The organism is Streptomyces flavalbus (assembly GCF_042674625.1).
Classification (GTDB): Bacteria; Actinomycetota; Actinomycetes; order Streptomycetales; family Streptomycetaceae; genus Streptomyces; species Streptomyces flavalbus.
In genome coordinates, this window is sequence record NZ_JBHTEB010000001.1 from 1,446,379 (window position 1) to 1,471,854 (window position 25,476).

Genomic DNA, 25,476 nt, shown 5'->3' on the forward strand with positions numbered 1-25,476 from the left:
AGCCGAGGGAGCCGAGGGAGAGTGGTGTGGTGGCCAGGCCGCTGATCGGGATCAGCACCTATCTGGAGCCGGGGGCCCGCTGGGGCGTGTGGGAGCTGGAGGCGGCGCTGCTGCCCGCCGGTTACCCGCGCCTGGTGCGGCGGGCGGGCGGGCTCGCGGTGATGCTGCCGCCGGACGCGCCGGAGCGGGCGGCGGAGACGGTGGCCCGCCTTGACGGCCTGGTCATCGCGGGCGGACCCGACGTGGACCCGGCGCGCTACGGCGCCGACCGCGACCCGCGCACCGGGCCGCCCGCGCGTGAGCGGGACGCCTGGGAACTCGCCCTCATCGAAGCGGCCCTCCACGCGCGCGTGCCGCTCCTCGGCATCTGCCGCGGGATGCAGTTGCTGAACGTCGCCCTCGGCGGGACCCTCGTCCAGCACCTCGACGGTCACGCGGAGGTGGTCGGCGTCTTCGGCCGCCACCCGGTCAAGCCCGTGCCGGGGACCTTGTACGCCGCCGCCGTCCCGGAGGAGACCTCCGTCCCGACCTACCACCACCAGTCCGTCGACCGCCTCGGCAGCGGCCTCGTCCCCTCGGCGCACGCCCCGGACGGCACCGTGGAGGCGGTCGAGGTGCCGCCCGCCGGGGACGGCGGCTGGGTCCTGGGGGTGCAGTGGCACCCGGAGATGGGCGAGGACGTACGGGTGATGGCGGCGCTGGTGCGGGCGTCCGGCACCCGGTGAGCGGCTGAATCCCCCTACGCCCGGGTCAGGGACAGCAGGTCCCGGGCCGGGCCCGTGGGCCGGTGGCCGGTGGGCCAGACCGCGCGCAGGGAGCGCCCGAGGGTGACGTCGGCGAGGGGGACGCTGACCAGGCGGCGCATGGTGAGTTCCTCGCGGACGGCGAGTTCGCTGAGGACGGAGGGGCCCGCGCCGCCGACCGCGGCGGCCTTGACGGCGGTGGTGGAGGACAGCTCGATCAGCGGGCGGGCCAGCCCGCCGAGGGCGGTGTCGAGGACCTGGCGGGTGCCGGAGCCCTTCTCCCGCAGGATCAGCGGCGTGGCCGCCAGCTCCTCCGCCGACAGCGGGCGGCGGCGCCGGGCCCAGGGGTGGCCGGGTGCCGCGACGACGACCAGGCGGTCGTGCGCGATCACCACGGCGTCCAGGCCGGGCGGCACCGTCAGCCCCTCCACGAAGCCGAGGTCCGCCTCGTCGGCGAGGAGGCGTTCCGCGACCGCCGCCGAGTTGCCCGCGAGCAGCGACACCGCCGTGTCGGGCCGCTCGGCGCGCAGGGCGAGCAGCCAGCCCGGCAGCAGGTACTCGGCGATGGTCATGCTGGCCGCGACCCGCAGCCGTGAGTCCCGCCGGTCCCGCAGCGCCTGCGCGCCCGCGTCGAACGCCTCCGCGGCCTCGACGACCCGGCGCGCCCAGTCCGTGACCAGCGCCCCGGCGTCGGTGAGCCGGGAGCCGCGCGGTGAGCGGTCCACCAGGGCCACCCCGAGCTGCCGCTCCATGGAGCGGATACGGCTGCTGGCGGCGGGCTGGGTGATGCCGACCTCCCGCGCCGCCGCGCCGAGGCTGCCCAGCCGCGCCACGGCCAGCAGCAGCTCCAGCGCCCCCAGGTCGGGCACCCGGTGCGCGAGGCCCCCGACCGGCCCGTGTCCCTCGTCCTCCGCCTTGCTCATAAACCCAGCTTATGCGGCGATAGGGACAAGCCCTCTGGTCGCGCGGGACGACCGGCCCGACCGTGGAGGACATGGTCACCTCCGTCCGGCACCTCGGACCCCACTGGTACGCCGCCGTCATGGGCACCGCGATCCTCGGCACCGCGGGCCACCGCCTCGCCCCCGCCCTGCTCGGCCTGTGGGCCGCCGTCTGGATGCTCGCCCTCGCCCTGCTGACCGCGCTGCTCACCGCCCGCGCCGTGCACTGGACCCACCACCGCGACCAGGCCCGAGCCCACCTCCTCGACCCGGCCGTGGCGCCCTTCTACGGCTGCCTGTCGATGGCCCTGCTCGCCGTCGGCGGCGGCGCCCTCACCGTCGGCCACGCCTGGACCGGTTCGACGGCCGCGGTGGTGCTGGGCGCCGGGCTGTTCGGCGCGGGGACGGTCGTCGGGCTGGCGGCGGCGGTCGGGGTGCCGTACCTGATGGCCGTACACCACCGGGTGCGGCTGGCGCAGGCGTCGCCGGTGTGGCTGCTGCCGCTGGTCGCGCCGATGGTGTCGGCGGCGGTCGGGCCGCTGCTGGTGCCGTGGCTCCCGGCGGGGCAGGCCCGGCAGACGCTGCTGCTGGCCTGTGTCGCGCTGTTCGGGCTGAGCCTGCTCGCGACGCTGCTGATGCTGCCGGTGGTGTTCGCGCGGCTGCTCGCCGGGGGGCCGCTGCCGCTGGCCCTCACCCCGACGCTGTTCCTGGTCCTCGGCCCGCTCGGGCAGTCCACGACCGCTGCCGGGCAGTTCGCGGACGTCGCCCCCGGCGTGCTGCCCGCCCCGTACGCCGAGGGCTTCCGGGCGCTCGCCGTGCTGTACGGGGTGCCGGTCACGGGGTTCGCGCTGCTGTGGGGCGCCCTCGCCACCGCGCACGTGCTGCGCGCCCGGCGGCTCGGGATGCCGTTCACGATGACGTGGTGGGCGTTCACCTTCCCGGTGGGCACCTGTGTCACGGGCGCCGACTCACTGGCCCGGCACACCGGCCTGGCCGCCTTCGGCTGGCTGGCGGCGGGCCTGTACGCCGTACTGGCCGCCGCCTGGGCGGTCGCCGCCGTGCACACCGCGCGCGGGCTGGTCAGCGGAGCGCTGCTCGCAGGGCCTCGCCCAGCACGCGTGGCGCCGCGGCCAGCGACGGCCCGTACCAGGTGAGGTGCCGCCCGTCGACGAGCGCGCAGGGCAGGCCGGGGAACGCCTCGGGGCCGTCGTCGGCGGTGAAGCGGTACGGCTCGTCGGGCAGGACCACGACGTCCGGCGCCGCCGCGCGCAGCTCCGCCAGCGGCACGCGCGGGTAGCGGTCGGGGTGGTCGGCGTAGAGGTGGTCGACGCCGAGGCGGGCCAGCACGTCCCCGGCGAAGGTGTCCCGGCCCAGCACCATCCAGGGCCGCCGCCAGATCGGCACGACCGCCGTCGTACGCCGCTCCGGGACGGGCAGCCGGGTCCAGGCCGCCTCCGCCTCGGCCAGCCACCGCGGGCGCGCCCCGGCGCCGCAGGCGGCCAGCACCCGGTCCAGCTCGCGCAGGGCCCCGGGCACGTCCCGCACCTCGGTCACCAGCACGTCGAGGCCCGCCGCGCGCAGGGCGTCCAGGTCGGCGGCGCGGTTTTCCTCCTCGTTGGCGATCACCAGGTCGGGGGCGAGGGCGGCGACGCGGGCGGTGTCGGGGTTCTTGGTGCCGCCGACGCGGGTGACGTCGAGGTCGGCCGGATGGCCGCACCAGTCGGTGGCGCCGACCAGCGCGCCCGGCACGGTCACGGCCACCGCCTCGGTCAGCGACGGCACCAGGGAGACGATCCGCCGCACGCGCTACCGGTGCCGGTCGTGCAGGGCCTCGATGTGCTCGGCCACGGCGACGACCAGCACCCGGGTCTCCGGCACCGTGGCCCGCCAGCGGTGCCGGACCCCGCCGGTGAGGTACAGCGTGTCGCCGCGGCCCAGGCGGTACGCGCGGCCCTCCGCCTCGATCTCCACCGCGCCGTCGGCGACGTACATCAACTGGTCGTTGCGGTACTGGAACTCCCGGCCCGCGTCATGGTCGCCGGTGAACTCCGAGGCGTGCATCTGGTGGTGACCGCGCACCAGGGACCGCATCCGCGGCTGCGGCGTCAGGTCGACGCACTCCGCGCGGACGACGTCGACGCTGCACGCCGGGTCGGCGGCGGCGAGGAGTTCGACGGCGGTCGTTCTCAGCGCGTCGGCGACCTTCTCCAGGGAGCCGGTGCTGGGCCGCGCCCGGTCGTTCTCGATCTGGCTGAGGAAGGGCACCGACAGGCCGCTGCGTTCGGCCACGACCGCGAGGGTGAGCTGCAGCGCGCGGCGCCGTCGGCGTACGGCCGCGCCCACGCGGAGGGGCTGTTCTTTGTGGTCGCCCATCGCTCCGGCTCCCTCCCTCGCTCGTCCTCGCTCCGCCACGCGCGCCGTGACCCGACGCGCTCTTCCTGTTGTTGAGTTCTCTGCACCCTACGCATGTTCGGCAAACCGTTTCCCATGGCCGTCACATCGACGACACACTGCGTCGGGTGCGACCTCACAGTTCGCGCCACCTGGATCATCCCGCCGGGGGCGCCTCCGACGGAACCCCTTCCGCGGTGCGGACCCCGGACGGAGCACCTGACCAGCGGCGGAGAAAAGGCTCTCTTCCCTTCAATGCGCGGCTGTCCTCCCGTGTTCCCCCATCTTCCCGCCGTAGGCGACGCGCGAAGTCGGTGCACCCGGCACGCGGTTGCCCGCCTGGTTCGGGGGGTGGCATGGCGCTGCGTGGTTGTCCGGATCCTTGTGGTGGACACACACGCCCCGCCGCACGTCCCCCGGGCACCACGAGGGACGGGCCCCGCCGCACGCCCCCGGGCAGCACGAAGGGCGGGCCCCGCCGTACCCACGGAAGATCAGTACGACGGTGCCCGCCCCTCGCTCACACGGCGGTCCGGGCCGGTCAGGTCACCCGGTCGCCTGGTTCTCGTCCGTCGCGTCGACGGGGGCCCACTTGTCCAGCAGGCCGGGGTGTTCCTTCAGCCAGTCGCGCACGGCGTCCTGCTCCTTGCCGCGGCCCGCCTTCAGGATGCGGGACTCCAGGCCGGTGAGCTGCTCCTCGGTCATGGAGAAGTCCCTCAGCCAGCGGGCCACCTCGGGGTGGTCCTCGGCGAAGCCGTCGCGGGCCACGGTGTGCACGCCGTCGCCCTCGCCCCAGGCGCCCTTGGGGTCCTTCAGCTTCTTCAGGTCGTAGTCGCTGTACGCCCAGTGCGGCGACCAGAGCGTGACGAGGACCGGCTCCTTCTCGGCGTAGGCGCGCTTCAGTTCGGCGAGCATCGCCGGGGTGGAGCCGTCGACGACCTCGTAGTCGCCTTCGAGGCCGTACTCCTTGAGGACCTTGTCCTTCAGCAGGCCCATCATCCCGGCGCTCGGCTCGATGCCGATGACCTTGCCGCCGAAGTCGTCGGCGTGCGCCTTGAGGTCCGCCAGGGAGTTCACGTCCTTCATGTACGCCGGGACGGTCAGCTCCAGGGAAGTGGGGCCGTACCAGGCGCCGAGGTCGTCGATCTGCTCGCCGTACGTGGACCAGTACTCCCCGTGGGTGGTGGGCAGCCAGGCGTCCGTCTGGAAGTCGATCTGGCCGGTGGCGACGCCGGTGTAGAGCGGGCCCGCGGCGTACTGGGTGGTGGTCACCTCGAAGCCGCGGCGCTCCAGCAGCTCCTTCCACAGGTAGGTGGAGGCGATGCCCTCGTCCCACGGCAGGAAGCCCATCTTGACCTCCTTGCCCTTGCCGACGTCGGCCGCGGACGCCGTGGCGGTGCCGCTGGCGGAGCCGAGGACGTTGACGCCGCCCGCGACGAGGGCGAGGACGACCACGCCGACGACCGCGACGGCGGGACGCGGCCGGTGCGCCCACAGCCGGGCGGCGCTGGCGGCGCGGTCCGGGCGGCGGCGCGACGGCCGAGCGGGGAGATCTGGGTGCCGAGCGCGCTGGTCATCCGGTCCAGGTAGATCGCGAGGACGACGATGGCGACGCCCGCCTCGAAGCCGTAGCCGATCTCCAGGCGGCCGATGGCCTCGTTGACGGCGCCGCCGAGACCGCCGGTCCCGGCCATGCCCGCGATGACGACCATGGACAGGCCGAGCATGATGACCTGGTTGACGCCCGCCATGATCGTCGGCAGGGCGAGCGGCAACTGCACCCGGAGCAGGGTGTCGCGCGGGGTGGTGCCGAAGGCCTCGGCGGCCTCGACGAGTTCGCCGTCGACCTGGCGGATGCCCAGCTCGGTCATGCGCACGCCGGGCGCGATGGCGAAGATCAGCGTGGCGACGACACCGGCGGCGGTGCCGAGCCCGAAGAACAGGATCGCCGGGATCAGCAGCACCATCGACGGCATCGTCTGGAGCAGGTCCAGGGCGGGCCGCACGGCCGCGCTGACCGTCTTGGAGCGGGCCGCCCAGATGCCCAGCGGTACGGCGATCAGCAGGGCGATGACGGTGGCGACGAGGACCAGCGCCAGCGTCGACATGGCCCGCTCCCACAGGCCGAGCGAGTCGATGAGCGCGAACCCGGCGAACGCCAGCACGCCCGCGACCAGGCCGCGCAGCCACCAGGCGGCCACGGCGAGGATGCCCGCGAGGAGCAGCGCCTCGGGCGCGGTGAGCACGGCGTTCACGCCGTCGTACATCCCGCCGAGGACCGCCTTGACGGCGTCGAACAGCCAGGACAGGTGGGTGAGCAGCCAGTCGACGCCGGAGTCGACCCAGTCACCGAGGTGCAGCCTAGGCATGAGCGGTCACCTGCCCACGCGCGTTCGCGCAGGGTTCCGGGGCGCCGGTCCGCTCCCCGAGGAAGCCGACCAGCCGCCGCGGCGGTACGACGCCGACGAGGGCGCGGTCGGCGTCCAGGACGGCGACGGGGTGCGGCACGCGCGCGCTGAGGGCGCACAGCTCACCGAACGGGGTGTCGGGGGTGGCGGTGGCGCAGTCGCAGTCGGCCTCGTCGCCGCGCAGCTCGGTGTCCATGACGGCGGCGGCCGTCAGCACGCGCGAGCGGTCGACGTCCTTGGTGAAGGCGGCGACGTAGTCGTTGGCGGGGCGCAGCAGGATGTCCTCGGCGGTGCCGTTCTGCGTGATCCGGCCGTCCCGCATGACGGCGATGCGGTCGCCCAGGCGCATGGCCTCGTTGAGGTCGTGGGTGATGAAGACGATGGTCTTCTTCAGGGTCTGCTGGAGCTGGAGCAACTGGTCCTGCATGTCGCGCCGGATCAGCGGGTCGAGGGCGCTGAACGACTCGTCCATCAGCAGCAGGTCGGCGTCGGTGGCCAGCGCGCGGGCCAGGCCGACGCGCTGCTGCATACCGCCGGACAGCTCGTCCGGCCAGGACCGCTCCCATCCGGCGAGCCCGCACAGCCGCAGCGCCTCGGCGGCGCGTTCCTCACGCTCGGCGCGGGGCACACCCTGCACGGCGAGGCCGTAGGCGGCGTTCTCCAGGACGCCGCGGTGCGGGAAGAGCGCGAAGTGCTGGAAGACCATGCTGATCTTCCGGGCGCGGACCTCGCGCAGCTCGGCGGCGCCGAGCGCGGTCAGGTCCTGGCCGTCGAAGCGGACGCGGCCCGCGGTCGGCTCCAGCAGCCCGTTGAGCATCCGCAGCAGGGTGGACTTCCCGGACCCGGACAGGCCCATGACGACGAAGATCTGCCCTGGTTCGACGGTGAAGGAGGCGTCGATGACGGCGGCGGTGGTGCCGTCGGCCCGCAGCTCCTCCCGGTCCGCTCCACCGCGCAGCCGTTCGGCCGCCTCCTCGGGTCGTCTGCCGAACACCTTGTAAAGGTGCTCGGCCTCTAGCCTGGCTGACACGCGTACCTCTATGTCTCGACTGCGGGGACGGGGCCACCGGACGCTGAACAGTTGAATGAGCAACCGGCGCGGCTCCGCGGCGGCGCCTGCCCCTGCCCACCACCCCCAAACACACAAGTGGCCCAGTTCACAGGGGGTGCCCGGGGTGTCGGCGGGCACGCCGGGGACCGGCGTCGGGGGGCGTTGTCAGTGGGGTGCGGCATGATGCGGGGCGTGACCGGACGACTGATGCTCCTCGACACCGCCTCGCTCTACTTCCGCGCCTACTTCGGTGTGCCGGAGTCCGTGAAAGCCATGGACGGCACCCCGGTGAACGCCGTGCGCGGCCTGCTGGAATTCATCGACCGCCTGGTCCGCGACCACCGCCCCACCGAGCTGGTCGCCTGCATGGACGCCGACTGGCGCCCGCAGTGGCGCGTCGACCTCATCCCCTCCTACAAGGCGCACCGCGTCGCCGAGGAGCACGAGGGCGGGCCGGACGAGGAGGAGGTGCCCGACACCCTCGCCCCGCAGGTCCCGGTCATCGAGGCCGTCCTCGACGCGCTCGGCATCGCCCGCGTGGGCGTGGCGGGCTACGAGGCGGACGACGTGATCGGCACGTTCACCGCCCGCGCCGCGCTCCCGGTCGACATCGTCACCGGCGACCGCGACCTGTACCAGTTGGTGGACGACGCCCGCGGGGTGCGGGTGCTGTACCCGCTCAAGGGCGTCGGCACCCTCCAGATCACCGACGAGTCGGTGCTGCGCGAGAAGTACGGCGTCGACGGCCCCGGGTACGCGGACCTGGCGCTGCTGCGCGGCGACCCCAGCGACGGGCTGCCCGGCGTGCCCGGCATCGGTGAGAAGACCGCGGCCAAGCTGCTCGCCGAGTTCGGTGACCTGGCCGGGATCATGGCCGCCGTCGACGACCCGAGGGCGAGGCTCACCCCGTCGCAGCGCAAGCGGCTGACCGAGGCCCGGCCCTACGTGGAGGTCGCGCCGAAGGTGGTCAAGGTCGCGGACGACGTGCCGCTGCCCGAGGTCGACCCCGCGCTGCCGCGCGCCCCGCGCGACCCGGCCGGGCTCACCGAGCTGGCGGAGCACTGGAACCTCGGGGGTTCCCTGGAGCGCCTGCTGGCCACGCTCAGAGCCTGAGGCGGGCCCCCGCTCGCGCCGCGCACGCCGGTGGCGGCCGGTGCCGTCCGCACGGGAAGTGAATCCATGGGTTCCGTGCGCGAGGCGCCCCCCGGAGGGACACAAGAGGTCCGCACCGCGGGGAGGTGCTAGCTTAGGTAAACCTAAGCATGGGACAGCAGGGAGGCCGCCATGGCAGAACGTCCGGCCCGCAAGCCGCGCAGGGTCCACTCCGCGCAGGTCGTTCGCACCGAACGGCTCACTCCGCACATGCAGCGCGTGGTCCTCGGCGGCGACGGACTGGCCGACTTCTCGGCGGGCTCCTGCACCGACCACTACCTGAAGCTGCTGTTCCCGGCGCCGGGCGTGAGCTACCCCGAGCCGTTCGACGTGCAGCGCATCCGCGAGGAGTTCCCGCGCGAGCAGTGGCCGGTGACCCGCACCTACACCGTGCGCGCCTGGGACGCCGAGGTGCGGGAGCTGACCGTGGACTTCGTGCTGCACGGCGACGAGGGCCTGGCGGGACCGTGGGCCATCCGCGCCCGTCCCGGCGACACCATCCGCTTCCTGGGCCCGGGCGGCGCCTACGCCCCCGACCCGGACGCCGACTGGCACCTGCTCGTCGGTGACGAGAGCGCCCTGCCCGCCGTCGCGGCGGCCCTGGAGGCGCTGCCCGACGGCGCCAGCGTGCGCGCCTTCGTGGAGGTCGCCGGGCCCGAGGAGGAGCAGAAGATCGACTCCGACGCCGAGGTGGTCTGGCTGCACCGCGGTGACCGGCCGATCGGCGCCGCGCTGGTCGAGGCGGTGCGCGCGCTGTCCTTCCCGGAGGGCCGCGTCCACGCCTTCGTGCACGGCGAGGCGGGCTGGGTGAAGGAGATCCGGCGACTGCTCCGCGTCGACCACCAGGTGCCCCGCGAGGACCTCTCCATCTCCGGCTACTGGCGCCTCGGCCACAACGAGGACGGCTGGCAGGAGTCCAAGCGGGAGTGGAACGCCCGGGTGGAGGCCGAGCAGGAGGGCACGGCGACCGCGTGACGGCACGGCACACCGCCTCGTACGTCGACCCACGATGAGACGCAGGACCCCCGCCCCGCCCGCCCCGCTCCCCCAGCGCGCCGGAGTCGATCCGGTGCGGGTGCGGCTGCCCGCCGAGGGCCTCTGGGACACCGTGCGGGACTACCTGGTCGCCCGCCTCACCGGCGCGGGCCCCGGCGTGATCGACGCGATGCTCGCCGCCGGGCTGATCGTCGGCGCGGACGGACGGCCGGTGCGCCCGGACGCGGCGTACGCGCCGGGGGCGTACGTGTGGTTCCACCGGGAGCTGCCCGCGGAGGTGCCGGTGCCGTTCCCGCTGCCGGTGGTGTACCGGGACGAGCACCTCGTCGTCGTGGACAAGCCGCACTTCCTGGCCACCACCCCGCGCGGCAGCCATGTCACCGAGACCGCGCTGGCCCGGCTCCGCCGCGACCTCGGCGTCCCCACGCTGAGCGCGGCGCACCGGCTGGACCGGCTGACGGCGGGCCTGGTGCTGTTCACGGTCCGCCCGGCGGAACGCGGCGCCTACCAGACCCTGTTCCGCGACCGGCTGGTGCGCAAGGAGTACGAGGCCGTGGCGCCGTACGATCCGGGGCTCACGCTGCCGCGGACGGTGCGCAGCCGGATCGTGAAGGAGCGCGGCTCGCTGACCGCGCGGGAGGTCGGGGGCGCCCCGAACGCGGTCACCCGGATCGAGCTGCTGGAGACCCGCGCCGGTGCCGGGCTGGCCCGCTACCGGCTGCTGCCCGCCACCGGCCAGACCCACCAGCTCCGCGTCCACCTGAGCGCCCTCGGCCTGCCCATCCTGGGTGACCCCCTCTACCCGGAGGTGGCGCCGCCGACGTCGCCCGACGACTTCCAGCGGCCCCTCCAACTGCTGGCGCGGGAGCTGGAGTTCACCGACCCGGTGACCGGCACGCCGCACCGCTTCCGCTCCGGCCGCACGCTCGACGCCTGGTCGTCCCCCGACGCGTGGGCGACGGGTACGGCGGCCGGCTGACCGCCGTACCCCCGGCACCCGTCAGTACCCCCGCCACCACCGCACCAGCCGCCGCCACACCCCGTCCGGGCGGGCCGGGCTCTGCGGGGCCTGGAGCAGCTCCGTGGGTGCCGTCGGCCGGGACGGCGTCTGGGTGGCGTCGGCCTCGCTGGTGCTGAGGTCCCAGCTAGCGCGCTGCTGCGGGACGGCGTTGAGGGCGGGCTTCTGGAGCACGTCCTGCGGCTCCCGCGGCTCGAAGTACACCGGCAGCTCCAGCAGGTGGCGCGAGGAGATGGACTCCGACCACCGCAGCTCGTCCTCCTCGCAGGCCAGCTCCACGTCCGGCAGCCGCAGCAGCAGCGCGTCCACGCCGACGTCGGCGATGGCGCGGCCGATGTCCTGCCCGGGGCACTCGTGCGGTCCGCCGCCGAAGGCGAGGTGCGCGCGGTTGCCCTTCATCCCGGCCCGCAGGTTGGGCCGCACCTTGGGGTCGACGTTGCCGGGGGCGGGCGCGAACAGCAGGCCGTCGCCGCGCCGGATGCGGTGGCCGCCCAGCTCGGTCTCCTGCTTGGCGAAGTAGGCGAAGACGGTGCTGAACGGCGGCTCGTCCCACAGCGACTGCTCGACCGCCTCGGGCACGGTGAGCTGCCCGCCGTTGAGCCGGTTGCGGAACCGCGAGTCGGTGAGGACCATCCGCAGCACGTTGGCGAGCAGGTTGGCGGTGGCCTCGTAGGCGGCGATGAGCACCACCCGGAGGTGTTCGCGGACCTCCTCGTCGGAGAGCCCGGCGGGGTGGGTGATCAGATGGCTGGCGAAGTCGTCCTCGGGGTGGGCGCGCCGCCGGGTGGCGAGCCGCCCCAGCGCGTCGACGATGTACTGGTTGCTGGCGATGGCGGTCTCGGTGCCCTTGAGCATGTCGCGGGCGGCGTGCACGATCCGGTCGCCGTACTCCTCGGGCATCCCGAGGATCTCGCACATCACGGCCATCGGCAGGTGGTCGGCGAACTGGCTGACGAGGTCGGCCTCGCCCTCCTCGCAGAAGCGGTTGACGAGCATCTGGCTGAAGCGGTTGATGTGCCGCCGCAGCGCGCGGAACTCGATGGTCGACAGGGCGCCGTTGACGGCGCCGCGCAGCCGCAGGAGTTCGTCGCCCTCGGAGTGCGAGCAGATCGGCTGCCAGGCGATGTGCGGCATGAGCGGGTGGTCGGGCTTGACCCGGCCCTCCCGCAGCGGGGTCCAGATCCGGCTGTCGCGTGAGAACTGCGTGGGTGAGCGCACCAGTTGCAGGTTCTCGGCGTGGCCGAGGACCACCCACATCGGTACGTCGTCGGGCAGCAGCACCGGCGCCACCGGCCCGTGTTCCTCACGGAGTTCCTCGTACAGGGACCGCAGGTCGTCGGCGTCCGGGCCGTAGAGCCGACGCACCCCCTGGGGGCCGAAGGCGTGCGCGGGGCAGCCGGGGGGCGGACTGAGCAGGGCGTCGTCCGTACCGGCCGGGGTTGGGGATTCAGGCATCACAGCGAGTCGCTTTCGAGAACTCGTACACGGGGCGTACGGGGTACGGGGCGGTCCCGTCAGGTGAGCTGGCGGCTCATGACGATGTCGTGCAGGAACCGCATGAGGATCATCAGCGTGTCCCGGCTGGAGGCGCGGCGCCGGGCGTCGCACTCCACGATGGGGATCTCGGGTGCCAGGTCGAGCGCGATGCGCAGTTCGTCGAGGGGGTAACGGGGCGCGTTGGGGAAGGTGTTGACGGCCACCACGAACGGCACGCCGCGCTCCTCCAGCCGCCCCATCACCTCGAAGCTGACCTGGAGGCGCCGGGTGTCGACCAGGACGACCGCGCCGAGCGCGCCTTCGAACAGCCCGTTCCACAGGAACCAGAAGCGTTCCTGGCCGGGGGTGCCGAAGAGGTACAGCACGAGTTCGTCCGTGATGCTGATGCGGCCGAAGTCCATGGCCACGGTGGTGGCCGTCTTGTCGTCGTTGCGGCGGTCGTCGTCGATGCCGACCCCCGCCTGCGTCATGGTCTCCTCGGTGGTCAGCGGTTTGATCTCGCTGACCGAGCCGACCATGGTGGTCTTGCCGACCCCGAAGCCACCCACGATCACGATCTTCACCGCGGCCTTCGCCGTGTGCGGCAGATGGTCCTCGGCGCGGGGGCCGGGGACGGCGTCAGAGCTTTTGAAGTCCATGCATCACCGCTTCGAGGATGGAACGGTCGGGTAGTGCCTGGCGGACGATCGGGGCGCGCGCCTGGACGAGTCCGGCCGTCAGCATGTCGGTGAGCAGCACGGACACGACGCTGAACGGCAGGGCCAGGTAGGCCGAGATCTCGGCCACGGACAGGGGGGCGACGCACAGCCTGAGCACCGCCGCCTGCTCGGGGGGAGCGGAGGACTCCGGCTCTGCGTGCGCCACCACTAAGGTCACCAGGTCGAGGTCCCCGCGCGCGCCGTCCGCGCCGCCGTCCTCGGTGCCGTCCCCGCCACCGATCACGAACAGGCGTTCGGGTTCGGGCCGGTCGTCGTCATCGCCCTCGCCCTCGGCGGGCTCCGGCGGCCGCTGGGGCGGCGGCTCCTGCTTCCGGGGGTGGCGCCGCTGGCGTTTCGGAGGAGTCATACGACCTTCCCGTTCCGCCTCGGCGGACTGGTCAGGTGCGGTCCGAGCCGGGCGACGAGGTCGCGCATCCGGGAGCTCATCATCCCGGGTTCGCACCGGATGTCGGAGAGCACCGCCAGGTAGGCGTTGGGACCGGCGGCCATCAGGTAGAAGTAGCCGCCGTTGACCTCGATGAGGATCATGCGCATCTCGCCGTCACTGCTGACGATCTCGTCGGCGAGGGCCCCGGCCAGGCTCTGGAGTCCGGCGCAGGCGGCGGCGACCCGGTCCCCGGCGTCGGGGTCGCCGCCCTGACGGGCGATGCGCAGCCCGTCGGCGGAGAGCACCACGATCATCTGGATGCCGGGCACGCTCTTGGCGAGGTCCGTGAGCATCCAGTCGAGGTTCGGTCGGTACTCCATCACTTGGGATCCCTCTCGTCTGCGGCCTCGGTCTCGGCACGGACCGGCTCCTCCGTCGGCCCGGGGGTGGACTCGGACTCGTACTCGGACGGGTCGCGCTTCAGCCCCTCGAAGAAGGCCTCGACCCAGAGCCCGGGCGGGGGCTGCTCGTCCTTCTTCGGCTCGGGTTCGGGCTCCGGCAGGGTCCGGCCCTCCCGCGCGGCCTTCTCGGCGGCGGCCTGCTCCTCGGCCTGGGCGATGTAGGCGCGCCTGCGCAGCTCGTGCGGCGGTACCACCACCTTGCTGCGGCGCTGCGGCAGACCGGTGGACGTCCACTCGGTGACGATGGGGTCGTCGTCCTCCGAGGGCGGCGGGGGCGGCGGCACGTCGATGGCGGCGGGGATGCCGCGGGCCGTGGCGGCGGCGGCTTCCTCCTCCTCCAGGTGGAGGGCCGTCGTGGGGACCTTCTTCGGGCTGGAGGGGCGGCGCTTCTTGGGGGGCCGCTTGGGTCCCGGGCCGATCTCCTCGGCGAGGATGGGCAGCGAGGTGGCGCCGATGCCGTGGGCGAGGCCGACACCGCGTTCGGTGGTGAGCAGGGCGTGCGGGACGACGAGTACGGCGCGGACCCCGCCGTACGCCGAGGGGCGCAGCGAGACCTGCATGTTGTAGGACTTGCACAGGCGGCCGACGACGGCGAGGCCGAGGCGGGGCGTCTGGTCGAGGTCCTGGATGTCGATGCCCTGCATGGCCCGCTCCAGCATCGACTCGCAGCGGGCGCGGGTCTCCTCGTTGAAGGTGACGCCGCCGTCCTCGATCTCGATGGCGACGCCGGTCTGCACGGCGACCGCGGAGACGTGGACCTTCGACTTGGGGGGCGAGTAGCGGGTGGCGTTGTCGAACAGTTCCGCGAGGGCGTGGATGACGGGCTCGACGTAGATGCCCTTGACGCTGATCCGGGCGACGTTGCTCAGGGCGATCCGGCGGTACTCCAGGATGCGGGACATCGCGCCGCGCAGGACGCTGTAGAGCGACACGGGCAGCGGCCACTGCCTGCCGGGACGGCCGCCGCCGAGGACGGAGACGGTGTCGGCGAGGCGCCCCATCAGCGAGGTGCCGTGGTCGACGCGGAGCAGGTCGTCGAAGACCCTGGGGTTGGTGCCGTGGTCCTCCTCCATCTCCCGCAGTTCGCGGGCCTGCTGGTGGATGAGGGCCTGGATGCGGCGGGCGACGTCGACGAAGGAGCGGGCCAGGGAGTCGCGGATGGCGTCCTCCGTGTCCACGATGAACAGGACCCGCTTCAGCAGGACTTCCAGCGGTCCGGGGAGGTACAGGAAGCGCTCGTCCTCCTCCTTGAGCTGGCGGAGCGCCTCGCGGGGGGACTCGCCCTGCTTCAGCTTCTCGAACGCGGCGGGGATGATGTCGTCGGTGAAGCGGGCCAGCACGTCGTGCTGGGCGGCCCACCGGCGTTCCAGGTAGGCGGCGTAGTGGGTGTGCTCGGCCTGTACGTTGCGCACCACCCGGCCGCGCCGCACGGCCACGGCGGACACCGCGAGCAGCAGCACCACGGCGACGGCGCCGCACGCGCCGACCACGATCCGCGCGGAGGGCACCACCAGGGCGACGGCGGCCCCGGTCGCCGCCGCCATCACTATGGCCGGTACCAGCAGGACGCGCGCTTCGGGCAGGTCACGCCGTAGGGGAGGGGGTTGGACACTCACCATGTGGGCCTCTAAGACAGATCAGCGGGGGGACGGTTCATGGGCATCCTGAACCTTCAGGACTCATGGGGAACAAACGCCCGAATACGTCTCAACTCGGCGCGCTGCGGGCGAGCTTAGCCCGACCGGATCATCGCCGTGTCACATTCCGCGTCCGCCTGAAACACCGCGCGTGACAGGAGTACCCTCAATCACATTTGCACACAGCGCAGCTAATCGAACACCCATCGTGATCGCATACGGGCGTACGACCGCCCGCGCATGACGCGGGGGTGCCCGCCGCTCGGACGGACACCCCCGGTGACGATCAGCCCCGTCAGCCCACCGACGAGTAGGCGACCACGCCCCGCAGCAGGGCGTCCACGGCCTTGCGGGCGTTCTTCACCACGGTCGACCCGGTGGGCGCCGCCGCCTGGATCTGCCCCAGCACGTCGATGACCTGCTTGCACCAGCGCACGAAGTCACCGGCGGGCATCTCCACCTCCCGCAGCACCTCGTCGAGCCCCTTGCCGCTGGCCCACATGTACGCCGCCCAGGCGAACCCGAGGTCCGGCTCGCGCTGCCCGACACCCTCGGTCTGGGTGATGCGGAACTCCTCCTCCAGGGCGTCGAGACGCCCCCAGATCCGCACCATCTCCCCCAGCGCGGCCCGCGCCTGACCGGACGGCAGCTTCGGCGCCATCGCGTCGTCCGAGACCCGCGCCTCGAACACCAACGCCGAGACGCACGCCGCGAGTTCGGCGGGCCCGAGGCCCTCCCAGACGCCCTCGCGCAGGCACTCGCTGGCCAGCAGGTCCAGCTCGCCGTAGAGCCGGGCCAGCCGCTTGCCGTGCTCGGTGACCTCGTTGTCCCGCAGGTAGTCCAGCTCGGTCAGCAGCGCCACGATCCGGTCGAAGGTCCGCGCGATGGTGTTGGTGCGGCCCTCGATCCGCCGCTCCAGTTGCGAGGTGTCCCGCAGCAGCCGGTGGTACCGCTCCGCCCACCGGGCGTGGTCCTCACGGTCGTTGCACCCGTGGCAGGGGTGCGCCCGCAGCGCCGCCCGCAGCCGCGCGATCTCCCGGTCGTCGGCCGCCGCCGAACGCCGCTTGCGGGCCCGCTCCGCCGGGATGTGCCCGGCCTTGCTGCGCAGCGCCGACGCCAGGTCCCGACGGGACTGCGGGGAGCGCGGGTTGAACGACTTCGGGATGCGCATCCGCTCCAGCGCCTCCACCGGCACCGGGAAGTCGATCGACGCCAGCCGCTTGACCTGCCGCTCGGCGGTGAGCACCAACGGCCGCGGACCGTCGTGGTGTTCGAAGCCGCGGTGCCCGTTGGAACGCCCCGCCGGGAGCCCCGGGTCGAGGACCAGCGCAAGACCCGCGTACTTCCCGGTCGGCACGTGGATCACGTCGCCCGGCTTCAGCCGCTCCAGCGCCACCGCCGCCTCCGCGCGCCGCTGCGCCGCGCCCTGCCGGGCCAGCTCGGTCTCCCGGTCCTTCAGCTCCCGGCGCAGCCGCGCGTACTCCTCGAAGTCCCCGAGGTGGCAGGTCATGGACGCCTTGTAGCCCTCCAGGCCCTCCTCGTTGCGCTGCACCTGCCGGGAGATCCCGACCACCGAGCGGTCCGCCTGGAACTGCGCGAACGACGTCTCCAGCAACTCCCGCGACCGGTGCCGCCCGAACTGCTCAACCAGGTTGACCGCCATGTTGTACGACGGTCTGAAGCTGGACCGCAGCGGATACGTGCGGGTGCCCGCGAGCCCCGCCAGGTGCTCCGGGCTCATCCCCCGCTGCCACAGCACCACCGCGTGGCCCTCGACATCGATGCCACGCCGCCCGGCCCGACCGGTGAGCTGCGTGTACTCGCCCGGGGTGATGTCGGCGTGCTGCTCGCCGTTCCACTTCACGAGCTTCTCGAGCACCACCGACCGCGCGGGCATGTTGATGCCCAGCGCCAGCGTCTCGGTGGCGAACACGGCCTTCACCAGTCCGCGGACGAACAGCTCCTCCACGACCTCCTTGAAGGTCGGCAGCATCCCCGCGTGGTGGGCCGCGATCCCCCGCTCCAGGCCCTCAAGCCACTCGTAGTAGCCGAGGACGTGCAGGTCCTCGGCGGGGATCGACGCGGTGCGCTCCTCCACCAGGGCGCGCACCTTCGCCCGCGCCTCGTCGTCGTTGAGCCGCAGCCCCGCGTACAGGCACTGCTGGACGGCGGCCTCACAGGCGGCGCGGCTGAAGATGAAGGTGATCGCGGGCAGCAGGCCCTCGGCGTCGAGCCGCTCTATGACCTCCGGTCTGCTCGGCGTCCACACCCGCGCGCGCTGCCGCCGCTCCCGCTCCCGGTCGGCCTCGCGCATCGCGCGCCCCCGGCGGCGGTCCTGGTACGACGGCCGGGTGGCCTCCATCCGCGCCATCCGCGTCAGGTCGGGGTTGACGGCCCTCTTCTGCCCCTCGCCCTCCTCGAACAGGTCGTACATCCGCCGCCCGGCCAGCACGTGCTGGAACAGCGGCACCGGCCGGTGCTCGGAGACGATCACCTCGGTGTCACCGCGGACGGTGTCCAGCCAGTCACCGAACTCCTCCGCGTTGGAGACCGTCGCCGACAGTGACACCAGCGTCACCGACTCGGGCAGGTGGATGATCACCTCTTCCCAGACCGCGCCACGGAAGCGGTCGGAGAGGTAGTGCACCTCGTCCATGACCACGTAGCCCAGGCCCAGCAGGGTCTGGGAGCCCGCGTACAGCATGTTCCGCAGCACCTCGGTGGTCATCACGACCACCGGGGCGTCGGAGTTGACGCTGTTGTCGCCGGTGAGCAGGCCGACCTTCTCGGCGCCGTAACGGCGGCACAGGTCGGCGTACTTCTGGTTCGACAGCGCCTTGATGGGGGTGGTGTAGAAGCACTTCCTGCCCTGGAGCAGGGCGAGGTGGACGGCGAACTCCCCCACGATCGTCTTGCCGGAGCCGGTGGGCGCGGCGACCAGGACGCCCTTGCCCGCCTCCAGCGCCTGGCAGGACTCGATCTGGAAGGGGTCGAGGCCGAAGTCGTACATCTCGCGGAAGGACGCGAGCGCGGTGGCCTGCTCGACGGCCCGCTTGCGGGCTGCCGCGTACCGCTCGGCCGGTGAGAGATCCTCTGTCATCGTACTTTCGAGCGTACCGGGCCCCACTGACAACAGGACGATCATTATCGGGATCCACGGCCGGGAATCGGGCGATCCGCCCAGTTCAGGGCCGTACGACGGTCAAGGGCCCACGATGCGGACGGCGCCGGGCACGCACCGGGCGGTCAGCGGCAGCGGCCCGAGCGGCTCCCCGTCGGCGTACCCGGTGACGCCGTCGGCGGCCAGCTCGACGCGGGCCGCCCGGTACACGCTCACCTTGGGGTGGCGCACGTGCCCGCCGCGGTACACCGACGGGAACACCCGCAGCAGCGTCGCCCGGCCGCAGTCCCCGACCACGGTGACGTCGAACAGCCCGTCGGTGGGGTCGGCGCCGGGACAGATCCGCATCCCGCCGCCGTACGACGCCCCGTTGCCGACCGCCACCAGCGTCGCCTCGATCTCCCGTGTCTCGCCGCCGTCCAGGGTGATCCGGTACGGGAACGGCCGGAACGCGGCCAGCTCGGCCAGCATCGCGAGGTCGTACTTCAGCCGCCCGGCGGGCCAGCGCATCCGGTTGCCGCGGTCGTTGACGCGGGAGTCGAACCCGGAGGCGAGGACGGTGCCGAACCAGTGGTCGCCGACCCGGCCGAGGTCGACGTCCCGCAGCCGTGCCCCCTTCAGGGCGTCGGCGGTGATCCGGCCCGCGGCGGCCGGGTCGCGTATGGGCAGGCCCAGGGTGCGGGCGAAGTCGTTGCCGGTGCCGACGGCGACCACGCCGAGCGGGGTGCGGGTGCCCGCCACGGCCTGGAGCGCCAGGTTGACCATGCCGTCGCCGCCGACCGCGACGAGCGCGCCGGTGCCCTCCGCGACGGCGGCACGCGCGCGCGTGAGGGCGTCCGCGGCGCTGCTCCCGACGACCGTACGCACCTGGAACCCGGCGGCCCGCAGAGCGGAAGCGGCCGGTCGCGCCGCGTGGGCGCCCCGGCCGCGTCCCGCGGTGGGGTTGACGACGATGGTGATCTCGCTGCTCACGGGAGTGACCCTATGAGCCGACCGCGGATCCTCAGGTCACGTCGTCATAACCGTTGACCCGGTCCGTGCTCGCCTGCTCGGGCAGCGTGGCCCGGCCGCTGGTGACCGGCTCGGCCTCGCCGATGTCCTCGGGCGTGAGGTCCAGCTCGGAGGCCTCGTCGTCGGCGGGGCCGAGGGCCTCACGGCGGCGCCTGCGGCGGTCGTTGACCAGCGAGACGACCACGGCGGCGAAGTACAGCACCCAGATCGGACCGGCCAGCGCCAGCATGGTCAGCGGGTCGGTGCTGGGTGTGGCGATGGCCGCGAAGACGGTGATGCCCATGATCATGGCGCGCCACCAGCCGAGCATCCGCCTGCCGGTGATGGCGCCGGTGAAGTTCAGCATGACCAGCAGCAGCGGCAGTTCGAAGGAGAGGCCGAAGACGACGACCATGCGCGTGACCAGGTCGAGCAGGTCGTCCAGCGGCAGCAGGTTGTCGACGCCGAACGGCGTGAACTCGATCAGCACCTTCGCGGTGGTGGGCAGCACCTTGTAGGCGAAGAAGGCGCCGCCGAGGAAGAGCGGGAAGCCGGTGGCGACGAACGCGTAGGCGTACTTCTTCTCGTGCCGGTGCAGACCGGGCGCGACGAACGACCAGAGCTGGTACAGCCAGACCGGGGCGGCCAGCACCACACCCGCCATCAGGGAGACCTTGAGGGCGAGCGTGAACGGCGTGAGCAGACCGTTGATGGTGATCTGCGCGCACGGCTCGCTCTTGTCCGTGGAGCGAGCCAGCTCCTCGAACGACTTGGAGCACCCGACCGACTTGAGGATCGGCTCGGTGAAGAAGTTGATGATGTCGTTGTAGAAGAAGGCGGCGACGATCGTCACCAGGACGATCGCCAGCAGCGCCTTCGCGAGCCGGTTGCGTAGCTCACGGAGGTGCTCCGCGAGGGGCATCCGCCCCTCCGGATCCTTCTCCTTCTTGCGGGCAGGCTTCAGCAACCCACGTTCCCATCTCGTGCGGGGGGCCGGAGGTCACCGGCCCTGCGTCAGCGCTTGGTCGTGTCCGTCGGCTCGGTGACCGGGCGGGAGCTGGTCACGTCGCCGGGCGCGGCCTGGATGATGCGCTGAGCGGGGCCCTGCTGGTCGTCGGGCTGCGGCGGGTCGGCCGGGGCGGAGGACTTGTCCTCCTTCATCGCCTTGGCCTCGCTCTTCAGGATGCGCGCGGACTTGCCGAGCGAGCGGGCCATGTCCGGAAGCTTCTTCGCGCCGAACAGCAGGATGATGACGACGAGGATGAGAATGATCTCGGGGGCTCCGAGCCTTCCGAACATAAGTCTTTACCTTCTCACCGAGGCGGCTTGGGTGGGGTGCTGTGTTGTCCGACCGGTCGGACAGGTGTCCGACCGAGCGTGCTCGTCAGCGATCGTAACGCTCAGGGGTGAACGTGAGGCAATCCCCGTGCGTACTCCCGGCCGCGGTCCGGGCCTCGTTTACCGGGCCGCGACCAGCAGCGTACCTGCCGGGTGGGGCAAGTTGACAGGGCGAAGCACCCCGAAACGTCCCGCACGGCGGGACTCACAGGGGCGGTCTAGCGGATACCCAGCGCATCCCTAGCCAACCTGGACAACCGCCCCACCTCGCGCGGTCAGCGCCTCACAGGGCGTCCGCCGAGCGGGCCGCGCTCGTCGCCGCGCGCTCCAGGTCCTCCGCGGCCCGGTTGACCCGGCGCGCCGAGTCGGCGACCTGCCGACCCAGCCGCTCGGCCTCCAGGAACACCCGCACCGCGAGCACCCCGAGCACCAGCAGTCCCGCAAAGCCCAACGCCACCGCGCACATCGCCCAGAACATGCGCCGAGCCTAGAGGGTCAGCCGCAGCGTGCTCACCCCGCCGCCGGTGAGCAGCTCCACGATGCGCTCACCGGCGGGCTTGCGGACCAGGGTGCCGCAGTCGGGGCAGGTGAAGGAGTAGAACGTCGTACGGCTGCTCGCGCCGATCGCGAGGCGCAGCGCGCTCGCCGCCAGCTCGAACCGGCCCCGGCAGTCCGGGCAGCCCGCCCGGAACACCACGGGGGCCACGCTCCGCATCCCGGCGAACGCGGCGGCCACCGACATGCCGCGCGCCCCGGACGTCGCCGACTCGCTCACAGTCCTCGCTCCTGCCTGTCGTACCGGCCGTCGTGCGTCTGTCATACCCCACCCGGCGTCGCGCCGGGCGCGGGCTCAGCGGTCTCCGCGGGCTCAGCCTTCGCCGCGCGCTCAGCCTTCACCGCGCGCTCAGCCCGCTCAGCGTTCCCAGCGGTCTCCGCGTTCCGCGCGGTCTCCGCGTTGCGCGCGGTCTCCGCGTCGACGCCGTCGTACGCCGCCAGCGCCTCCCGGGCCGCCCGGCGGGCGCTCTCGGCCAGCTCGCGCGGGGCGACGATCCGGCCGTCCCGCCCGAGCCGCAGCGCCAGCCGCCTGAGCGACGCCGGGTCGGGGGTGCGCAGGGTGATACGGAGCCCGCCGTCGGAGAGCTCATCGGCGCTGTCGTGCGGGTAGTACTCCGCGACCCAGCGCCCGCCAGGACCGACCTCGACGACGACCTCGGGGTCCTCCGCCGCGGGCTGCACCAGCCCTTCGGACAGGTCCCGCAGCTCCACCTCCGGGGGCGCCGACGGCTCGTCCAGGACCTTGATCTCGGCGACCCGGTCGAGCCGGAACGTGCGCCGCGCCTCGGAGCGGTAGCACCAGCCCTCGACATAGGTGTGGCCGACGCTGACCAGCCGGATCGGGTCGATCTCCCGCTCGGTGACCTCGTCGCGGGCCGGGGAGTAGTAGCGGATCCACAGCCTGCGCCGCTCCGAGATCGCCCGGTCGACGTCCGCGAAGACCCCGCCCTCCGACTCGAACGTCACCGACAGCCGAGAGCTGGCCCCGGCCGCCTCCCCCGCCGCCGCCTCCACCTTGGCCGTCGCCCGCAGCAGCGCCTGCCGGTCGCCCTCGCGCAGCCCCGGCAGCGTGGCCACCGCGCGCGCCGCGACCAGCAGCGCGGTCGCCTCGTCGGCGGCCAGCCGCAGCGGCTCGGCGGCCTCCGCGCCGAGCGCCGCCGGATTGTGCCACCAGATCCGCTCGCCGTCGGTGTCGATGTCGAGCAGATCACCGCCGCGGAAGCTCGTCCCGCACAGGGGCAGCACGTCGAGGTCGGAGATCAGCTCGTCCTCGGTGATCCCGAAGGCCCGCGCGACGTCCTCCACGCGCGCGCCGGGGCGCTCCCGCAGATACGTCACCAGGGAGAGCATCCGCCGGGTCTGGTCGATGGCGTTCACGGGCCTGACCGGTTTGCCAGCCACTGTCTTTCTCCGCTCCCCCTCAGCCCTTGGCCACGGCACGCAGCCGGTCCACCACGTCGGCCCGCAGCTCCGCCGGTTCCAGGACCACCACATCCGGCCCGAACTCCACCAGCCAGGCGTCCAGACCGTGCCCGTACGGAATCTCCAACTCGTCCCAGCCGTCGCCGAGTTCCCGCACCGACGTGGCCTTCGCCCGCAAGGGGTAACCCGACCCCGAACGCAACCGGATGCGGGCCGTGCGGTCCGCGATCTCCCCCGCCCAGCTCGCGACCGTCTCCCGCACCGTCACCACATCGGGGACGGGCGCGACGTACCGGCCGCTGCGGGTGCGCACCCGGCCGGTGATCCGCGACAGCCGGAACACCCGCTCCGCGCCCCGGTCCCGGTCGAAGCCCGCCAGGTACCAGTGGCCGCGCCAGCACTCCAGCGCCCACGGCTCCACGTGCCGGGGCTCGGGACGGGCGGCGGTCGCCTTGCGGTAGTCGAAGACGACGGGACGGCGGTCCCGGCACGCCAGCATCAGCGGCTCGAACGCCGCCTCGTGCACCGGGATGCGCGGCTCCAGCGCGCCGTGCGCCTCGTACGGGTCGACGTCCTCGGGCAGCCCCGCCGCGCGCAGCTTCTGCAGGGCGCCGCTGGCCGCGCCCGCGAGACGGGCCTGCTGCCACACCTTCGCCGCCAGGCCGAGGGCGGCGGCCTCCTCCGCGTCCAGGGTGATCGGCGGCAGCCGGTTGCTGTCCCGGCGCGCCAGATAGCCGACCTCGCCGTCCACGCTCTCCACGGTCTCGATGACCAGGCCCAGCTCGCGCAGATCGTCCTTGTCCCGCTCGAACATCCGGTTGAAGGCGTCGTCGGCCCCCGCCGCCCCTCCGCCCGGCCTGACGGCCTCGACGTAGGCCTCAATGGAGTCGCGCAGCTCCCGCTTGCTGAGTGGCCGCCTGGTCCCGAGCAGACACAGCGCCAGATTCATCAGCCGCTCGGCCTTGGCAATGGCCATCGACGCCCTTCGCCTTCCCTATGGTGCTTCCGACCGATGACCGTACCGCTCCACGGCACCCGGACAAAAGCCGAGGGTCCATGCCCGGACGGGCATGGACCCCACATGGTCGACCGCGGTCAGACCGACACCAGGTCACAGACGAAGATCAGCGTCTCACCCGGACCGATGCGGCCACCGGCACCCCGGTCGCCGTACGCCAGGTGCGGCGGGATGACGAGCTGGCGGCGACCGCCGACCTTCATGCCCTGCACGCCCTGGTCCCAGCCCGCGATGACCTGGCCGATGCCCAACTGGAACGTGAGCGGCGTACCGCGGTTCCAGGAGGCGTCGAACTCCTCGCCGGTGGAGAACGCGACGCCCACGTAGTGGACGGCGACGGTGTCGCCCGCCTTGGCGACCGGCCCGTCACCCTCCCAGATGTCCTTGATCTCAAGGTCCGCCGGGGGCTCGCCGCCCGGGAAGTCGATCTCGGGCTTCTCGATGCTCACGTCTCTAGCTCCTGCATGTGTGCGAACAAGGCAACACGCACCAGTCTTTCATCCCCGCCCGCCACCCGCCCCGCAGGGCGGGGCCAGCGCCGCCCCGCGCCACGGCCGACCGGGACCCCGGGGGTCGTCACATCTTGGCGAGGATGTCCACCGAGAAGACCAGCGTGGAGTCCTTCTTGATGCCGCTGCCGCTCGGCGGCTGGTCGCCGTACCCCAGCTTCGGCGGGATCACGATCAGCACCCGGCTGCCGACCTTCTTGCCGGTCAGGCCCTGCGCCCAGCCCTTGACGACCTGCTGGAGCGAGAACGACGTCAGCGCCTTGCGGCCGTACGTCGAGTCGAACTCCTTGCCGCCGTCCCACAGCACGCCCTTGTACTGCACCAGCACGCTGTCCTCCGCGCCGACCTCCGGGCCGTCGCCCTCGATGACGTAGTTCGCCACCAGGTCCTTCGGCGCCTCGGCGTCCGGGACCTCGATCGACGGCGCCTTGCCGTCCTTGTTGGTGCCGACCTTCGGCACGTCCACGTTGTCCTGGGCGACGTCCGTGCCCTCGGCGGAGCTCTTCGCGTTGAACGTGTTCTGCAGGTCGACCACGAAGACCAGCGTGTCCGTGCCCTTGATGCCCGCGTTCTCGTTGCCGCTCTCGCCGTACCCCCACGTCGGCGGGACCGAGAACTGGACCCGGCTGCCCGCCTTCTTCCCCGTCAGGGCGTAGCGCCAGCCGTCGATGATGCTGCCCTGGGCGAGCTGGATCACCAGCGGCGTCTTGCGGTCGTAGGAGTTGTCGAACACCTTCGCGGTGTCCCACACCTGGCCCAGGTAGTTCGCCTGGACGTAGTCGCCCTCCGCGACCGTGCGGCCCCCGCCCGCGATCAGGGTCCGCACCGCGAGCTGGTCCGAAGGGTCACCCGAGCCCTTGTCCACCGTCGGCTTCTCGTCGAACTTCGTGCCCGCCGTGACCTTGGGCAGCGGACCGTCGACGATCTTCGGCGCGGGGGCCTCGGACGTGTTGCCGTCCGTCGGCGACGCGCTGTCGCTGGCCTTGCCGGAGTCCGAGTCCTCGTCGCCGCAAGCGGCGAGCGTGGCCAGTCCGGCGGGAACGGCGATGAGAAGTGAGCGTCGGCGCACGGTGGGGGCCTCATAATCGGTCGATCTTGTGGATGGCGTGCGCGCAACTCTACGGCGTGAGAAGAGCGCCGTA

General features: G+C 72.8%; 24 protein-coding genes and 1 pseudogene. 5 read left to right on the top strand and 20 right to left on the bottom strand.

Going from position 1 to position 25,476, the window contains the following annotated elements; all coding sequences use genetic code 11:
• The first annotated feature begins 26 nt into the window (after window positions 1-26).
• Window positions 27-725 carry a gamma-glutamyl-gamma-aminobutyrate hydrolase family protein gene (locus tag ACFQZ6_RS06345; RefSeq protein ID WP_381605465.1) on the top strand — a complete coding sequence of 233 codons (699 nt, stop codon included), beginning with the start codon at window positions 27-29 and terminating at the stop codon, window positions 723-725.
• Window positions 726-739: 14 nt separating this feature from the next.
• On the opposite strand, the gene ACFQZ6_RS06350 is transcribed toward ACFQZ6_RS06345, so the two are convergent.
• Complete coding sequence (locus ACFQZ6_RS06350; protein WP_381605467.1) at window positions 740-1,666, bottom strand: LysR family transcriptional regulator; 927 nt, start codon at window positions 1,664-1,666, stop codon at window positions 740-742.
• Between the two features lie 71 nt (window positions 1,667-1,737).
• On the opposite strand from ACFQZ6_RS06350, the gene ACFQZ6_RS06355 reads away from it, so the two are divergent.
• Complete coding sequence (locus ACFQZ6_RS06355) at window positions 1,738-2,838, top strand: TDT family transporter (protein ID WP_381605469.1); 1,101 nt, start codon at window positions 1,738-1,740, stop codon at window positions 2,836-2,838.
• On the opposite strand, the gene ACFQZ6_RS06360 is transcribed toward ACFQZ6_RS06355, so the two are convergent.
• The 4 genes and pseudogenes from ACFQZ6_RS06360 to ACFQZ6_RS06375 form a co-directional block, all read right to left on the bottom strand.
• Window positions 2,765-3,487, bottom strand: coding sequence for a helical backbone metal receptor (locus ACFQZ6_RS06360; protein ID WP_381605471.1), 723 nt, complete (start codon window positions 3,485-3,487; stop codon window positions 2,765-2,767). The genes ACFQZ6_RS06355 and ACFQZ6_RS06360 overlap by 74 nt on opposite strands.
• 3 nt (window positions 3,488-3,490) lie before the next feature.
• Window positions 3,491-4,057: a helix-turn-helix domain-containing protein gene (locus ACFQZ6_RS06365; RefSeq protein ID WP_381605473.1), complete on the bottom strand. Its 567-nt coding sequence runs from the start codon at window positions 4,055-4,057 to the stop codon at window positions 3,491-3,493.
• Window positions 4,058-4,621: 564 nt separating this feature from the next.
• Window positions 4,622-6,444, bottom strand: a pseudogene (locus ACFQZ6_RS06370) (ABC transporter permease/substrate binding protein).
• Window positions 6,437-7,513 (bottom strand): quaternary amine ABC transporter ATP-binding protein, encoded by a 1,077-nt coding sequence (locus tag ACFQZ6_RS06375; RefSeq protein WP_381605475.1) that lies wholly within the window; start codon window positions 7,511-7,513, stop codon window positions 6,437-6,439. The pseudogene ACFQZ6_RS06370 and the gene ACFQZ6_RS06375 overlap by 8 nt, the downstream one beginning before the upstream one ends.
• Window positions 7,514-7,717: 204 nt before the next feature.
• Between ACFQZ6_RS06375 and ACFQZ6_RS06380 the strand changes: the two genes are divergently transcribed.
• From ACFQZ6_RS06380 to ACFQZ6_RS06390, 3 genes are all read left to right on the top strand, one after another.
• The gene (locus tag ACFQZ6_RS06380; protein ID WP_381618109.1) at window positions 7,718-8,647 is read left to right on the top strand and encodes a 5'-3' exonuclease; all 930 of its coding nucleotides are present in this window, start codon (window positions 7,718-7,720) and stop codon (window positions 8,645-8,647) included.
• A 171-nt stretch (window positions 8,648-8,818) separates the two neighbouring features.
• Entirely contained in the window at window positions 8,819-9,661 is an 843-nt protein-coding gene (locus tag ACFQZ6_RS06385; RefSeq protein ID WP_381605477.1) for a siderophore-interacting protein, read from the top strand.
• A gap of 34 nt (window positions 9,662-9,695) precedes the next feature.
• Window positions 9,696-10,661, top strand: a complete 966-nt coding sequence (locus tag ACFQZ6_RS06390) for a pseudouridine synthase (protein WP_381605479.1) — start codon at window positions 9,696-9,698, stop codon at window positions 10,659-10,661.
• Between the two features lie 21 nt (window positions 10,662-10,682).
• Here ACFQZ6_RS06390 and ACFQZ6_RS06395 read toward each other — a convergent pair whose 3' ends face one another.
• The 15 genes from ACFQZ6_RS06395 to ACFQZ6_RS06465 all read right to left on the bottom strand — a co-directional run bounded on the left by ACFQZ6_RS06395 (window position 10,683) and on the right by ACFQZ6_RS06465 (window position 25,403).
• The gene (locus ACFQZ6_RS06395; RefSeq protein WP_381605481.1) at window positions 10,683-12,158 is read right to left on the bottom strand and encodes a cytochrome P450; all 1,476 of its coding nucleotides are present in this window, start codon (window positions 12,156-12,158) and stop codon (window positions 10,683-10,685) included.
• Between the two features lie 56 nt (window positions 12,159-12,214).
• Window positions 12,215-12,835 carry a GTP-binding protein gene (locus ACFQZ6_RS06400; RefSeq protein ID WP_381605483.1) on the bottom strand — a complete coding sequence of 207 codons (621 nt, stop codon included), beginning with the start codon at window positions 12,833-12,835 and terminating at the stop codon, window positions 12,215-12,217.
• Window positions 12,816-13,262, bottom strand: coding sequence for a DUF742 domain-containing protein (locus ACFQZ6_RS06405; protein WP_381605485.1), 447 nt, complete (start codon window positions 13,260-13,262; stop codon window positions 12,816-12,818). Before ACFQZ6_RS06405 ends, ACFQZ6_RS06400 begins: the two co-directional genes overlap by 20 nt.
• Window positions 13,259-13,663 carry a roadblock/LC7 domain-containing protein gene (locus ACFQZ6_RS06410; RefSeq protein WP_381605487.1) on the bottom strand — a complete coding sequence of 135 codons (405 nt, stop codon included), beginning with the start codon at window positions 13,661-13,663 and terminating at the stop codon, window positions 13,259-13,261. The genes ACFQZ6_RS06405 and ACFQZ6_RS06410 overlap by 4 nt, the downstream gene beginning before the upstream one ends.
• The gene (locus tag ACFQZ6_RS06415) at window positions 13,663-15,363 is read right to left on the bottom strand and encodes an ATP-binding protein (protein WP_381605489.1); all 1,701 of its coding nucleotides are present in this window, start codon (window positions 15,361-15,363) and stop codon (window positions 13,663-13,665) included. The genes ACFQZ6_RS06410 and ACFQZ6_RS06415 overlap by 1 nt, the downstream gene beginning before the upstream one ends.
• Window positions 15,364-15,676: 313 nt before the next feature.
• Window positions 15,677-18,526, bottom strand: a complete 2,850-nt coding sequence (locus tag ACFQZ6_RS06420; RefSeq protein ID WP_381605491.1) for a DEAD/DEAH box helicase — start codon at window positions 18,524-18,526, stop codon at window positions 15,677-15,679.
• Window positions 18,527-18,583: 57 nt separating this feature from the next.
• Window positions 18,584-19,474, bottom strand: a complete 891-nt coding sequence (locus ACFQZ6_RS06425; RefSeq protein ID WP_381605493.1) for a diacylglycerol kinase — start codon at window positions 19,472-19,474, stop codon at window positions 18,584-18,586.
• Between the two features lie 31 nt (window positions 19,475-19,505).
• Window positions 19,506-20,459 (bottom strand): twin-arginine translocase subunit TatC, encoded by a 954-nt coding sequence (gene tatC / locus ACFQZ6_RS06430; protein WP_381605495.1) that lies wholly within the window; start codon window positions 20,457-20,459, stop codon window positions 19,506-19,508.
• A gap of 47 nt (window positions 20,460-20,506) precedes the next feature.
• Window positions 20,507-20,791 (bottom strand): Sec-independent protein translocase subunit TatA, encoded by a 285-nt coding sequence (gene tatA / locus ACFQZ6_RS06435; RefSeq protein ID WP_360218339.1) that lies wholly within the window; start codon window positions 20,789-20,791, stop codon window positions 20,507-20,509.
• 322 nt (window positions 20,792-21,113) lie between these two features.
• Entirely contained in the window at window positions 21,114-21,308 is a 195-nt protein-coding gene (locus ACFQZ6_RS06440) for a hypothetical protein (RefSeq protein ID WP_381605498.1), read from the bottom strand.
• 9 nt (window positions 21,309-21,317) lie between these two features.
• Window positions 21,318-21,605, bottom strand: coding sequence for a hypothetical protein (locus ACFQZ6_RS06445; protein WP_381605500.1), 288 nt, complete (start codon window positions 21,603-21,605; stop codon window positions 21,318-21,320).
• A 41-nt stretch (window positions 21,606-21,646) separates the two neighbouring features.
• Window positions 21,647-22,786, bottom strand: coding sequence for a helix-turn-helix transcriptional regulator (locus ACFQZ6_RS06450; RefSeq protein ID WP_381605502.1), 1,140 nt, complete (start codon window positions 22,784-22,786; stop codon window positions 21,647-21,649).
• A 19-nt stretch (window positions 22,787-22,805) separates the two neighbouring features.
• A complete protein-coding gene (locus ACFQZ6_RS06455) occupies window positions 22,806-23,783 on the bottom strand; it encodes a helix-turn-helix transcriptional regulator (protein WP_381605504.1) in 978 nt (325 codons plus the stop codon).
• A gap of 119 nt (window positions 23,784-23,902) precedes the next feature.
• Window positions 23,903-24,274: an FKBP-type peptidyl-prolyl cis-trans isomerase gene (locus ACFQZ6_RS06460; protein WP_381605506.1), complete on the bottom strand. Its 372-nt coding sequence runs from the start codon at window positions 24,272-24,274 to the stop codon at window positions 23,903-23,905.
• Window positions 24,275-24,401: 127 nt separating this feature from the next.
• Window positions 24,402-25,403, bottom strand: a complete 1,002-nt coding sequence (locus ACFQZ6_RS06465; protein ID WP_381605508.1) for an FKBP-type peptidyl-prolyl cis-trans isomerase — start codon at window positions 25,401-25,403, stop codon at window positions 24,402-24,404.
• Between the last annotated feature and the right edge of the window lie 73 nt (window positions 25,404-25,476).

Bases quoted from the DNA above. Each gene is read 5' to 3' on its own strand.
- ACFQZ6_RS06420 (WP_381605491.1), bottom strand. From the start codon at position 18,526: ATGATCGTCCTGTTGTCAGTGGGGCCCGGTACGCTCGAAAGTACGATG.
- ACFQZ6_RS06440 (WP_381605498.1), bottom strand. From the start codon at position 21,308: ATGTTCTGGGCGATGTGCGCGGTGGCGTTGGGCTTTGCGGGACTGCTG.
- ACFQZ6_RS06355 (WP_381605469.1), top strand. From the start codon at position 1,738: ATGGTCACCTCCGTCCGGCACCTCGGACCCCACTGGTACGCCGCCGTC.
- ACFQZ6_RS06380 (WP_381618109.1), top strand. From the start codon at position 7,718: ATGCGGGGCGTGACCGGACGACTGATGCTCCTCGACACCGCCTCGCTC.
- tatA (WP_360218339.1), bottom strand. From the start codon at position 20,791: ATGTTCGGAAGGCTCGGAGCCCCCGAGATCATTCTCATCCTCGTCGTC.
- ACFQZ6_RS06405 (WP_381605485.1), bottom strand. From the start codon at position 13,262: ATGACTCCTCCGAAACGCCAGCGGCGCCACCCCCGGAAGCAGGAGCCG.
- ACFQZ6_RS06455 (WP_381605504.1), bottom strand. From the start codon at position 23,783: ATGGCCATTGCCAAGGCCGAGCGGCTGATGAATCTGGCGCTGTGTCTG.
- ACFQZ6_RS06385 (WP_381605477.1), top strand. From the start codon at position 8,819: ATGGCAGAACGTCCGGCCCGCAAGCCGCGCAGGGTCCACTCCGCGCAG.
- ACFQZ6_RS06410 (WP_381605487.1), bottom strand. From the start codon at position 13,663: ATGGAGTACCGACCGAACCTCGACTGGATGCTCACGGACCTCGCCAAG.
- ACFQZ6_RS06390 (WP_381605479.1), top strand. From the start codon at position 9,696: ATGAGACGCAGGACCCCCGCCCCGCCCGCCCCGCTCCCCCAGCGCGCC.
- ACFQZ6_RS06365 (WP_381605473.1), bottom strand. From the start codon at position 4,057: ATGGGCGACCACAAAGAACAGCCCCTCCGCGTGGGCGCGGCCGTACGC.
- ACFQZ6_RS06415 (WP_381605489.1), bottom strand. From the start codon at position 15,363: ATGGTGAGTGTCCAACCCCCTCCCCTACGGCGTGACCTGCCCGAAGCG.
- ACFQZ6_RS06350 (WP_381605467.1), bottom strand. From the start codon at position 1,666: ATGAGCAAGGCGGAGGACGAGGGACACGGGCCGGTCGGGGGCCTCGCG.
- ACFQZ6_RS06400 (WP_381605483.1), bottom strand. From the start codon at position 12,835: ATGGACTTCAAAAGCTCTGACGCCGTCCCCGGCCCCCGCGCCGAGGAC.